The organism is Beggiatoa leptomitoformis (assembly GCF_001305575.3).
GTDB lineage: Bacteria > Pseudomonadota > Gammaproteobacteria > Beggiatoales > Beggiatoaceae > Beggiatoa > Beggiatoa leptomitoformis.
This window is the reverse complement of the sequence record NZ_CP012373.2, coordinates 492,984-506,160: the sequence shown is the minus strand read 5'-3', so window position 1 is coordinate 506,160 and position 13,177 is coordinate 492,984. Positions and strand designations below refer to the sequence as shown.

10 protein-coding genes are annotated in these 13,177 nt (G+C 40.5%); 5 read left to right on the top strand and 5 right to left on the bottom strand.

Features of this window, described 5'->3' with window-relative positions; genetic code table 11:
- Positions 1-14: 14 nt before the first annotated feature.
- The 4 genes from AL038_RS02170 to pyrE form a co-directional block, all read right to left on the bottom strand.
- Positions 15-1,100 carry a S1 family peptidase gene (locus AL038_RS02170; RefSeq protein ID WP_062148346.1) on the bottom strand — a complete coding sequence of 362 codons (1,086 nt, stop codon included), beginning with the start codon at positions 1,098-1,100 and terminating at the stop codon, positions 15-17.
- A complete protein-coding gene (ubiA, locus tag AL038_RS02165; RefSeq protein ID WP_062148343.1) occupies positions 1,100-1,948 on the bottom strand; it encodes a 4-hydroxybenzoate octaprenyltransferase in 849 nt (282 codons plus the stop codon). Before ubiA ends, AL038_RS02170 begins: the two co-directional genes overlap by 1 nt.
- Positions 1,945-3,963, bottom strand: a complete 2,019-nt coding sequence (locus AL038_RS02160; RefSeq protein WP_062148340.1) for an ATP-binding response regulator — start codon at positions 3,961-3,963, stop codon at positions 1,945-1,947. Before AL038_RS02160 ends, ubiA begins: the two co-directional genes overlap by 4 nt.
- 224 nt (positions 3,964-4,187) lie before the next feature.
- Positions 4,188-4,835 carry an orotate phosphoribosyltransferase gene (pyrE, locus tag AL038_RS02155; protein WP_101539117.1) on the bottom strand — a complete coding sequence of 216 codons (648 nt, stop codon included), beginning with the start codon at positions 4,833-4,835 and terminating at the stop codon, positions 4,188-4,190.
- 343 nt (positions 4,836-5,178) lie between these two features.
- Here pyrE and tkt point away from each other — a divergent pair, with 343 nt between their 5' ends.
- The 5 genes from tkt (at position 5,179) to AL038_RS02130 (ending at position 10,808) form a co-directional block, all read left to right on the top strand.
- On the top strand, positions 5,179-7,170 hold the full coding sequence (tkt, locus tag AL038_RS02150; protein WP_062148337.1) for a transketolase: 1,992 nt from the start codon (positions 5,179-5,181) through the stop codon (positions 7,168-7,170).
- A 161-nt stretch (positions 7,171-7,331) separates the two neighbouring features.
- On the top strand, positions 7,332-7,787 hold the full coding sequence (locus AL038_RS02145) for a helix-turn-helix domain-containing protein (RefSeq protein ID WP_101539118.1): 456 nt from the start codon (positions 7,332-7,334) through the stop codon (positions 7,785-7,787).
- Positions 7,787-8,353: a PIN domain-containing protein gene (locus AL038_RS02140; protein WP_062148331.1), complete on the top strand. Its 567-nt coding sequence runs from the start codon at positions 7,787-7,789 to the stop codon at positions 8,351-8,353. Before AL038_RS02145 ends, AL038_RS02140 begins: the two co-directional genes overlap by 1 nt.
- Before the next feature lie 121 nt (positions 8,354-8,474).
- The gene (gene gap, locus AL038_RS02135) at positions 8,475-9,488 is read left to right on the top strand and encodes a type I glyceraldehyde-3-phosphate dehydrogenase (RefSeq protein WP_062148328.1); all 1,014 of its coding nucleotides are present in this window, start codon (positions 8,475-8,477) and stop codon (positions 9,486-9,488) included.
- A 144-nt stretch (positions 9,489-9,632) separates the two neighbouring features.
- On the top strand, positions 9,633-10,808 hold the full coding sequence (locus tag AL038_RS02130; RefSeq protein ID WP_062148325.1) for a pyridoxal phosphate-dependent aminotransferase: 1,176 nt from the start codon (positions 9,633-9,635) through the stop codon (positions 10,806-10,808).
- Positions 10,809-10,888: 80 nt separating this feature from the next.
- On the opposite strand, the gene AL038_RS02125 is transcribed toward AL038_RS02130, so the two are convergent.
- Positions 10,889-13,075, bottom strand: coding sequence for a pilin (locus tag AL038_RS02125; RefSeq protein ID WP_062148320.1), 2,187 nt, complete (start codon positions 13,073-13,075; stop codon positions 10,889-10,891).
- Positions 13,076-13,177 lie beyond the last annotated feature (102 nt).

Sequence of the window (13,177 nt, the reverse complement as noted above, 5' to 3'; positions counted from 1 at the left end):
TGTATTGGCCAATCTCAAAAATTATGCGTTGTTTCTATATTAGAAAAAACACTCGTGCAATTACCACGATAAGCACTGACTGCAACATAATAAGCATCATTCGGCTGTAAAGCAGTTATAAAATAACGTTGTTGACCCAACGCTATGCTTGCAATGTGGTTTAAAGTTTGGTCGTTCATTGGGTTGGAATAAGGCGCAAAATAAAGATAATAACCATCAACATTTTCAACGGCATCCCAGTAAGCGGTAGCAATTCCATCTGCATAAGTCACATGTATCGTTGGTGCGATAACTGATTGAGTGCAAATATGACTTTGAATAAAACTTAAATAGGTTGTTGTGCGGGTATAAACCCCATAATAATTTGCTAATCCACACCCTTGCCCAAAACTCACTAGCGCGATTTGTTGCCAACCTGTTGCGGTATTCACGACCAATCCCCCGCCACTGTCCCCTAGACAAGCATCTGCCCCTCCCTGAGCATAGCCCGCACAAAGAAGCGTATCATCAAGCGTACCATTATAAGAACGGGGTTCATTGCAAATATTAAGGCTTACAATCGGAACATCTGCTTTTTTTAATATTTCTGAATAGTTAGGCGAACTATGTTGGGTTGGTTGTCCCCAACCTAAGACGGTTGCCATTACCCCTGCTTCATCTAATGAGGTATAGGTGTCTGCTAAACGAACAGGAGTAATTGTTGTTATCGGTGTTTCTAGCTTGAGTAAGGCCATATCTGCATAAGGGATGTAATCATCAAAATTATGTTGTGGATGCAGAATAATGGAGCTGATTTTTCTGGGTGTTTGAGTAATTGCGGTAACGGTGAGATTATTTTCTGCAATAGAAACCATTAGCTCACTAGCACGATAGATAATTTTTGTGTTTTCGTCATACGTACAATGTGCCGCCGTCAATATCCATTCAGGGGCTATTAATGTCCCTTCACAATAAAAAGGACGGCTATCTTTCGCTAAACTAATCAATACTGCCCAAGGAAACTCGGGTTGTGTCACCGTTGAACCGCCAATAATGCGGAGTTGTGCGTGAACAGGGAGGGAAAAGCAGAAGGCGATAAGCCAGAAAAATAGACGATGCATTACCAATAGTCCGCAACAATGCCAAAAAAAATAACCAATCCAACCCAGTGATTATGAAGAAAAGCCTGTAAACAGCGCGAGGGGTCGCGGTCTTTGATTAAATAGTGCTGATAGATAAATAAGCCCATCGCGACTGTCAGCCCCAAGAAAAAAAATAACCCGCGTTCACATAAATAACCTGTCAAAGATAACAAGCACAAAGTCAGTAACTGTAAACCTGCAACGATTATTTTATCCCAACGTCCAAATAATATGGCACTGGATTTCACGCCTATTTTTAAATCATCGGCTTTATCTGCCATCGCATACAGCGTGTCGTAAGCCACTGTCCAACTTAAATTGGCTAAAAATAATAACCACGCACTATAAGGCAATTCATTGAGTTGGGCAGTAAATGCCATAGGAATGCCCCAACCAAATGCAATGCCTAAGAAAACTTGGGGCAAATAAGTGTAGCGTTTTGTAAAAGGATATAAGCTTGCAAAAAAAACTGCACCAACAGAGAGTAAAATTGTCTTAGTGTTTAAAAATAAAACTAATAAAAAAGCGATTAGGCAAAGCGTTATGAATAATAAAAGTGCCTCTCGACTACTGATTCGTCCTGCTGTCAGTGGACGGTCACGCGTGCGTTGTACATGTAAGTCTATATGCCTATCTGCAAAGTCATTAATCACGCAACCTGCTGAACGCATTAACACAACACCAGTGATAAAAATAAGAACAATTAAGCCATCAGGTTGCCCTTGTCCTGCTATCCACACAGCCCATAACGTTGCCCAAAGTAGTAAATAAATACCAATAGGGCGGTGTAAGCGCATGAGAATAGTGTATTCACGTAAACGATTCATAATTGATGATTGAAATCTAACAGTTGCTTGATGGCTTCATGTAAGTTTTTTAAGGTCATTGGTTTACTTAAATAAAGGGTTGCACCTGCAACTAAACAGCGTTCTTTATCACCAGACATGGCCAATGCCGTTGTTGCAATAATGGGTGTATTGACAAAATCATTTTGTTGACGCAGACAACGAATGGCAGTAATACCATCCATATCAGGCATTTGAATATCCATTAAAATTAGGCTAGGGTGATACTTTTCTGCTTTTTCAAGTGCTTCAATACCATTTCTGGCAATGATAACTTGATAACCATGGCTACTTAAATATTCAGCCATGACTAACACATTATTTGAATTATCATCCGCTAATAAAATGGTTGTCAGTTGATTAACCTCTGATGAGGGTAATGTTTTGGAATGGCTTGGTAATGCGGATGTTACGGCAGGCGGTGAGATTAAATTGGTAGTTGTGCTGTCCCAATGTAAGGAAAAACTAAAACGACTGCCTTTTCCCTCTTCACTTTCAACTGCTACGTTACCATCATGCAAGGCGGCTAACCGCGCAACCATTGCTAAACCCAGTCCCGTTCCTTCATATTGACGATTTAATGACGCATCTAATTGAATAAATGGTTTAAATAAGCGGTTCAACTGTGCTTTTTTTACACCAATACCCGTATCCCAAACGGCAAAGGTGATGGTTTGTTGTTGTTCGTCGCCCAATACTTCTAAGCCAATTTTCCCCCCCTCGGGGGTAAATTTAACCGCGTTAGTTAATAAATTAATTAGCATTTGTTTTAAACGGCGTTCATCCGCATAGACAAAGCGGACTTGCGGGTCACGGTAAAAAGAAATATGCAATTGTTTTTTATGTGCTTGTTGTCGAATAATTTGTAAACTAATTTGGCAAATATTTTCTACTACAATCGTATTACGTTGTAATTCAAATAAACCCGTTTCAATCTTAGAAATATCTAAAACATCATTGATTAAACTTAATAAATGTTGCCCACTATTTAAAATTACTTGTAGATAATGTAATTGTTTTTCATTTAACGATCCAAAAATACCTTCTTGTAATGACTCAGCTAAACCCAATATAGAATTCAATGGAGTACGTAACTCATGGCTCATATTTGCTAAAAACTCATCTTTTAAATGAACGGCTGATTCTAAAGCAATATTTAATGCTTCCAGTTCTTCTGAGCGTTGACGTAAAGATTCTTCCATTTGTTTACGGGCGGTAATATCAATAATAATGCCTAATCTATATTGCATTTTTCCTTGTTCGTCTTTAACTGCTTTTGTTACAATACTTCCCCATATAATTTCTCCATCTTTAGTAATATAGCGTTTCTCAAAATAACGTGGTTTATCGGTTAAGGGTTGTTGATGAATCATTAATTGTTTTTCAACATCATCCTTGTATGTGAACTCTACCCCATTTTTGCCCAATAATTCGGCTTCAGTGTAGTTTAACATTGTGCAAAATGCTTGATTAACTTTAATAAAATTACCATCTTCACTGGTCAGTACAATACCCGCAGGGGAAATTTCAACAATTTCTCGAAATCGTTTTTCACTTTTTCTTAAGGCTTTTTCGGTTTGCTGATATTTAGCCAATAAAGGCTGTGCCGCATGGTCAAATTGTAAAGGAGAGCGCAGAGAACCTGGGAAGGTATTGGTTAATGTGAGTAATAAGTCTGCACCAAATGGTTGTCCTGACGTAATGGTGATGTCCAAATATCCCTGTATGTGTGTTCCAACAAACCGTTTTATGTGCCATTCCGTCCGTTGATGATTTGCAACTTCAAGCATTTTGTGGCGTTCTGTTTCCAAATTAGGCAATAATGACAATAACGAATGGTCAACTAATAATGACTCTTCCTTGTTGATAAAATTAGCAAACACAAGGTTGCAGGCTTGAATAATAAATTGTGTGTCCAACAATGCATATCCTATGCGTTGCTTTTCTAAAAGATGAGCAGTCAGCGCGGGAATATTCAATATACGACGAGAAAGCATCTGTTTAACCTTCAGGTAAGTAGCAAAGATAATGCGAACTTGGCGAAAACTAGACCGTTTCGAATCCTAGTTATATAAATAACGCATTATTTATAATGGATTTATTTATTTTTAAAGAGATAACGATATCAACTCGTATGCAAATTTCTGGGGCGTGCTAACGCAACGGAAATCTTTTGTTTGGCACGACCCATTTATCATATTCTAATGCTGAAAATCCCGTGCTACATCACACCATACATTGCTCGATAGGCTGCAATTGCGGTAACTGTTTCTATATTATTAGATTGTTCTTGTAAATATTCGAGCAAATCGCTTAACGTTACAATACTTAAAACTTGCGTATTATAACGTTGCTCTACTTCTTGAATCGCTGACAATGCGGTTTGTCCTCGCTCTTGACGGTTTAGTGAAATCACTACCCCCGCTAATTGCGCGCCTGCCGTTTGAATAATTTGCATTGATTCCCGAATCGCGGTGCCTGCACTGATGACATCATCAATTAATAACACACGCCCCTGCAACGGTGCGCCAACAATTGTTCCACCCTCTCCATGGTCTTTCGCTTCTTTCCGATTAAAGGCAAAAGGTAAATCACGTTGATAATGGTCAGCAAGGGCAATACTGGTAGCGACAACCAATGGAATCCCTTTATAGGCAGGTCCAAAGAGCATATCGAATTCTAAACCCGATTGTTGGATGGTTGCCGCATAATAACGCCCTAATCGTGCCATGGCACTGCCCGTATTAAATAACCCCGCATTAAAAAAATAGGGGCTTTGTCGTCCTGATTTCAGCGTAAAATTGCCAAAACGTAACACTTCACGCTGTATTGCAAAGTCTAAAAATTCTCGTTGGTAGCTTTGTATCATTTGGGAAATAGAAAATAGGTGAGTAAAATATCAAAGCGAATTTGTTTGCACGATTTTTGTGTGTCCGCTTTACGCGCCATACTATGCTTAAGTATTGAAAGGTACATCCTTATTCTAAAGCGATTTTTAGATACTACGCGCTAGAATAATACGAAAGCATAAGAGTAATGAGCCAATTATTCCACAAAATCTATGTTTAAATTTTCTCCGATAACCATGTTTTTGCCAATTCATAAAAATATTTTATATATTGATGATTTATCATAAATAAGAGAGAATGCACCGCAAATGATTTTAAAAAATGTTGTTTTAACCTTAAGTCCCATCCAAGGGGGGGAAATACATGCCTACACGTAGAGAGCTAGCCAACGCCATTCGCATTTTAAGTATGGATGCCGTACAAAAAGCCAATTCAGGACATCCCGGTGCGCCCATGGGCATGGCAGATATTGCCGAAGTCTTGTGGAATGACTATCTGCAACATAATCCACTGAATCCACAATGGTCTAACCGTGACCGCTTTGTTTTATCTAACGGTCATGGCTCTATGCTGTTGTATTCTCTACTGCATTTATCAGGCTATGATTTACCCCTTGATGAAATTAAACGCTTTCGTCAATTACACTCAAAAACCCCGGGACACCCTGAATATGGCTATACCGTAGGTGTAGAAACCACCACAGGCCCGTTAGGACAAGGGATTACTAACGCAATCGGTATGGCAATTGCCGAAAAAACCTTAGCCGCACAATTTAATCGTGATGGATTCCCCATTGTTGACCACTACACCTATACCTTTTTAGGCGATGGTTGCATGATGGAAGGCATTTCACATGAAGCCTGCTCTCTTGCAGGCACATTAGGACTTGGCAAACTCATTGCTTTTTATGATGATAATGGCATTTCTATTGATGGCGAAGTTGAAGGCTGGTTCACTGACGACACCCCCAAACGCTTTGAAGCCTATCACTGGCATGTTATCCGCCACGTTGATGGACACGACGCAACAGCCATAAAACAAGCCGTCGAACAAGCCCGCGCAGTCACTGATAAACCCAGCTTAATTTGCTGTAAAACCATCATCGGCTACGGCTCACCCAATAAACAAGGGAAAGAAGAATGTCACGGCGCGCCCTTAGGCGACAAAGAAATTGCCTTAGCCCGTGAACAATTAGGCTGGACAGCTCCTGCGTTTGAAATACCCGCCGAAATCTATGCCAGTTGGGACGCAAAAGCAAAAGGCACAACAACTGAAAAAGCATGGCAAGCCTTATTCCAAGCCTATCAACAAGCCCATCCTGAATTAGCCCAAGAATTTACACGGCGTATGGCAAAACAACTGCCCAGCCAATGGGCAAACAAATCTGCCGAATTTGTTGCAACCGTTAATCAAAAAGCCGAAACGATTGCATCACGTAAAGCCTCACAAAATTCAATTGGGGCTTACGCTCCCCTTTTACCCGAATTAATCGGCGGTTCTGCTGACCTCGCGGCTTCTAACTTAACCTTATGGTCTGGTAGTCAAGGCATTAAAGAACACCACGACGGCAATTATATTTATTACGGCGTGCGTGAATTTGCCATGGCAGCAATTGCCAACGGTATCAGCCTACACGGTGGCTTTATCCCCTACTGCTCCACCTTTTTAATGTTTTCTGAATATGCCCGTAACGCTTTGCGCATGGCAGCATTGATGAAAGCGCGTAATATTTTCGTCTTTACTCATGATTCCATTGGCTTAGGCGAAGATGGCCCAACGCATCAATGCGTAGAACAAACCGCAACCCTGCGTATGATTCCACGCATGTCCGTGTGGCGACCCTGCGATGCAGTAGAATCGGCGATAGCATGGAAATTAGCCATTGAGCGCGAACACGCACCCAGTTGTTTAATTTTTTCACGGCAAAATTTACCGCATCAAGCCCGCACCGCTGAACAATTACAAGCGGTTGAACGGGGTGCTTATACACTATTAGACTGCACAGGCACGCCCGAAGCCATCATTATCGCCACAGGTTCAGAAATCGGCATTGCGATGGATGCAGGCAAACAATTGCAAGCGAAAGGAAAAGCGGTGCGTGTGGTTTCTATGCCATCAACCGATACTTTTGACCAACAAAGCCCTGAATATCGTGAATCTGTTTTACCTGCAAGCGTAAGCAAACGGGTAGCGGTTGAAGCGGGTGTAACCGCAGGTTGGTTTAAATACGTTGGTTTAGCTGGCAAAGTGATTGGCTTAGACACTTTCGGCGAATCCGCGCCTGGTGGTGAGTTAATGAAATATTTTGGCTTTACCACTGAGAATGTGATGCAAACAGTGGAATCGCTTTTATAATCTGAAATGATTTTAGACCCTGCTGGTTTTTACCAGTAGGGTTTTAAGTCTGTTGTCGCCAATTGTCTCTCAAGACAATCTTGCCAGATAAAAAATGGATTGAAACCTCATGTTTTTCGTTTATTTCGTTTATACTATAAAAAACATAAGCGAGGAAAACAATGATGAGTGCAATTAATTTGGTAAAGCTACCGACCTATCAAGAAAGTGAACAAGCGAAAAGTAGTAGCCGTGTGTTGGCAAAATATATTGCTAATGGTCGATTACAACTCAGCATTAAAGCTGATGATTCACAAGAAGAATTAATTTTACCCAATTACGCAATCGACTTACTGCTTAATGTGTTGACTGAAATGGCGAAAGGTAATGCAATCACCCTAATGCCTATTCATGCTGAATTGACGACTCAAGAAGCCGCTGAATTATTAAACGTCAGTCGTCCCCATTTAGTCAGCCTATTAGAAAAAGGAGAAATCCCTTTTCATAAAATTGGTTCACATCGTCGTGTTCTAGCAAAGGATATCATTGAATACAAAAAAAATTTAAGAACCAATCGCTTACAAGCACTTAATGAATTAACTACCCTCTCCCAAACACTCGGCATGGGATATGAGTGATGGCAAGTTTCTCAGTCATTTGCGATGCTTGTGTTTTATACCCTGCACCGTTGCGGGATTTACTCATGCGATTAGCATTAGCCGATTTATTCAAAGCCCATTGGACAGATAAAATTCACGAAGAATGGATAAATGCGCTGCTACGACAAAATAAATATAAACGAGATGAATTAGAAAAAGTTCGCGATTTAATGGACAAACATATAAAAGATGCAAAAGTAGATGGTTATGAAACATTAATAAATGGCTTATCTTTACCTGATGAAAATGATAGGCACGTTTTAGCGGCTGCTATCAAAATAAATGCAGATGCAATTATTACATTTAATACAAAGGATTTTCCTTCAGATGTTTTAAATCAATATGCAATTGAGGTTATTCACCCTGATGATTTTATTTTTTATCAACTTGAATTAAACTCCGCTTTATGTTTTCAAGCCATTAAAGAACAACGACAAACCCTTAAAAATCCACCTAAAACGGCTGAAGAGTTTTTACGTATTTTACAAAAACAATCTTTACAACAAACGGTTTCAAAATTGGCAGAATATATAAATTTTATTTAAATAACTTACTTAATGCCTTTCTTGGAAAGAAAGCATCTATGTTAAAACCATTTTTACCCTATTTAGACACCCCCCAAAAAAAGCTACAATGAACACTTTTTTCTCACAGGGAGAGAATTCAATGACAATTAAAGTTGCAATCAATGGCTATGGTCGTATTGGACGTAACGTGTTACGGGCATTGTACGAAGCTGGACGGACGAACGAGATTAAAATCGTTGCCGTTAACGACTTAGGCGATGCTGAAACTAATGCGCACTTAACCCGCTACGATACCGCACACGGTCGTTTTAATGGCACTGTCGCAGTTGAAGGCGAGTACATGGTCATTAACGGCGACAAAATCCGCGTGTTTGCCGAGCGCGACCCCAGCAAATTGCCTTGGGCAGAATTAGGCGTTGATGTGGTTTATGAATGCACCGGCTTATTTACCAGCAAAGCCAAAGCCAGTGCGCATTTAGCGGGTGGTGCGAAAAAAGTCATTATTTCTGCTCCCGGTGAAAAAGATGTTGATGCAACCGTCGTTTATGGGGTTAATCATTCTATTCTCAAAGCCAGTGACACCGTCATTTCTAACGCTTCTTGCACAACCAACTGTCTCGCGCCCTTAGTCAAACCTTTACATGATAAAATCGGCGTGTTACATGGCTTAATGACCACTATTCATGCTTACACGAATGACCAAGTGTTGACGGATGTATTCCATAAAGATTTACGTCGCGCCCGTTCTGCCACCATGTCCATGATTCCAACGAAAACGGGTGCTGCTGCTGCTGTTGGGTTAGTCTTACCTGAATTAAATGGTAAGTTAGATGGCTTCTCCATTCGTGTTCCCACGATTAACGTTTCGGTTGTCGATTTAACCTTTGTGGCTAAACGCGCCACGACTAAAGAAGAAATCACGCAGATTTTAACAGAAGCCGCTCAAAATGAGCTGAAGGGCGTTTTAGCGATTAATCACGCGCCCTTAGTTTCTGTGGATTTCAATCATAATCCTGTTTCTTCTACTTATGATGCAACACAAACTAAAGTTATTGACGGTACTTTAGTAAAAGTGTTGTCTTGGTATGATAATGAATGGGGCTTCTCTAACCGTATGTTAGACACAACCCTTGTGTTAATGAGTGCGAAGTAATTGAATAAATAAGGGCGTATGGACGCGCCCTTATTGTTGTATTTAACAAGTGTTCGTCTTCTAGCGAGATAGCAATTGAAAAAACCTTGTTGAAAAAAGATAATTATCATCCCGTTTTTTCTTAATTCAGGTGTTTCAAGCAAAATGCAATTATCTGACCGAGTACAAGCAATCAAACCCTCACCCACGTTAGCCGTTACCAAACGCGCTAATGAAATGAAAGCCGCAGGACACGATATTGTCGGCTTAGGCGCAGGTGAACCTGATTTTGATACCCCTCAACATATTAAAGATGCTGCTATCGTCGCATTAAATAAGGGATTGACTAAATACACGGCGGTTGATGGTACACCTTCTTTAAAGAAAGCCATTGTTGATAAATTCGCGCGTGAAAATGGTTTAACTTATACCGCAAAGCAGGTTTTAGTCTCTTGTGGTGGTAAGCAGAGTTTTTATAACCTTGCACAAGCGATGTTAAATGATGGCGATGAAGTCATTATTCCCGCACCTTATTGGGTTTCTTATCCTGACATGGTGATTTTAGCGGGTGGAAAGCCTGTGATTGTGAGCGCGGGTATTGAGCAACATTTTAAAATTACCCCTGCACAGTTAGAAGCCGCGATTACGCCGAAAACCCAGTTATTTGTGATTAATAGTCCGTCTAATCCCACAGGTTCACATTACACGCCTGATGAATTAAGCGCGTTAGCGGAAGTGTTACGCAAACATCCGCACGTATTCATTGCTACTGATGATATGTATGAACATATTTTGTGGGAACATTTGCCCTTTAAGAATATTCTCAATGTCGCCCCTGATTTGTATGAGCGTACCATTGTTTTAAATGGGGTTTCTAAAGCCTATTCTATGACGGGTTGGCGAATTGGGTATGCAGCGGGTCCTGTGAAGTTGATTGAAGCGATGACGAATATTCAATCGCAATCAACCTCTAATCCGACCTCTATTTCTCAATATGCGGCTGAAGCGGGCATTAATGGCGATACAACGTTTATTCAGGAAATGGTTAAAGTCTTTAAAGAACGTCATGATTTCGTGTTAGCGGAATTATTGAAAATTGAAGGGGTTCAATGTGAAGCCTCTCAAGGCACTTTCTACATTTTCCCCAGTTTTCAAGGTGTCATTGCGCGTAAAGGCATGAAGAATGATTTAGAACTCAGTGAGTTTTTAATCGAAAAAGCAGGCGTTGCGTTAGTTCCCGGTTCTGCTTTTGGAGCGGAGGGTTATGTGCGTTTATCTTTCGCAACGAGTATGGATAATCTGAAAAAAGCGTTGGAAAGAATGCAAGCTGCGTTAAAATAAGCGCGATTGGTTGAAACTAAAAAACCTAGTAGATAGTAATGTCTGCTAGGTTTTTTTGTGTCTGCAAAAGGGTTAATGGATTATTGCGCGTCTGTTTCTAGCTGGCAGGATTCAGGCAATTCGCTGGGTTCTATACCCTCTGCGTGACATGTCCATAAAGATTTTTCGACATCATAGAGTAAAAATATCGCGCCTGTAATACCCGAATCTTCTTTAAAATACACGCCATAACCGCTGCCGTTTTCTAACAACTCAATATTTTTTACATATTGCCCTTCAGTGACAATGCCGATTTCTGCCGTCGTTGGCAATTTGCCTAAGCTGAAATAGCCATCTTCTGCGGCAACTCTGACTCTGCTAGATAAATCCATCGCTTCCATGATTGGGCTAGAAAGATTAGCGGTGGGTGGTGTTTCTTCATGTTGTGTTTCTTCATGCGGTATTTCTTCAGGCACGACTTCACCTAATGCTTCTTCTGCACGGTGAACATATTCTTGATAAGCAGGAATAGCGATTGCCGCTAAAACGCCTACAATGGCAACACTGCTGCTGTTCATTGCTAGCACAAACTCAAAAGGATTATTTTCAAAGGTGAGTTCCATGCCTACCAGTGAATCACTTATATCAACTTGAATTGCATACGTACCTTCATGCGGTAAGTTTAAATTTAAGGCACTTGGCAAAGCAAATAAATCTACAGGGGTTTTTGCTACATCACCTATTAAATTAAGCAGTTGCAAATAAGTATAATAAACATAGCGCGGTGTGTTTTTAATACTGCCTGACAACGATAAAACGCTATTATCTGTCGTTAAGCGATGTTCTCCAGCTAACCATGCTTGCAATGTTGTCTGTGTGTCATGCTGTTTGCGATCTTGTAATGCTTGCGGTACTTCTGCCAGAATCAAAAAGTTATTTTCTTCTACCCAATAATAATGGGTGTTGATGTAACTGACTAAAGAAAGTGCCAGCCCTTCTACAGATTTATCTGTATTGGGAGAAAAAGCACCCGTCGCCCAGTTCAGCATATTTGGCATACTTAAATGATGATATGTTTTGCCATTGATTTCACGGGTTTCATAACTGAGTTGGTATTTTTCGACTAAATGGCTGAGTACTTTTTGCCAGTTTTCGGGGTTGCGAATCCGAATAGCTGCAAATTCTCCAACGTCATCTACAAAAAAAACGACTTCAGGACCGAATGAACCCAATACCATCTCTAAATCAAGCCCAGAATTTTCTTGAAAAGATTTTTTAGCCTCAGTCAATTCGGCTAATCCGTCTTCATTTTTTTGTGCCTGCCAGTATTTTTCTAACCCCTGCCAAATTTCTAATGCAGGCACGTTGATGGTTGCCGCGAGCGTTGCTTTACCCGCTAATTCAATCGGAAATTCATTATGAACATCGGGGAAATATTCCCGATAACCTGCTTTTGGCATATCAGCAAAAATACCAAATCGTCCTTTTCCATTACTGACTCCCCAACCTATTGCAAATGAACGCATAGCCAATAAGCCCCATTCTTCATAAATGGTTAATTCTTCAGGGGGTAGCATGGATTGTAATAAGGGCATGAGTTTTTTGGTATCCGTCCAGTAGAAAAAACCTTGACCACTGGTATCTATGCGATTTTCTAAGGCATACATCGGATGATTAGCACTGGGTTGTAATTGAGCCAGTTGTTTTTTTAATGCGTCTGTATTGACAGCAACCCCTGTGCCTGCAAATAGGGTAAGCTGTTGACTATTCTTGTCAAAATAGGATGCAATAGAAAATGGATTCGCAACCATGACACCATAACCGCTGTCGGATAAAGGGGTGATGATTTTTAAGTCGGGCATTTTATCTGCCAAGCCTTTAAAAACGGCATTCACTTCTTCTGTAGAAGCCATACTTAATTTGGTTGTCAGTAAGACTTTAGCTTGCTCTGGGGATGCGCCTGTTGGTAGGAGAAAGACAATTTCTATGGGGGAATGTATCCGCGTGAGCAGGGCTTCTATAGCGGTATCGTCACTAAAAGAGCGGATAATGTTTTGATACAAGCCCGCTTGTAGGGCAAGTATTTGTTGAACATGGGTATCATTTTTCAGTGCGTCGTTTAATACACTGCCTTTAGGGGCAGAGAGAAACCCCCACAGATGCGGAATGCGAATATAAGCAATGGTATCAATGGGTAATGTTTCACGCAGTGTTGCAGGTTCAGAAATAGTTGTCGCATGGCTAAACGGTAGCCAGAGGCACAAGACAAGAAAATATAATTTTTTCATCGTTATTACCTACTTGTTAAATATTATGGGGGTAAAACAGGTTTATTATGGATGAAAATGCGTTTGTTTTCATTGAAGGTTTATGCCGTGAAGAAAATATAT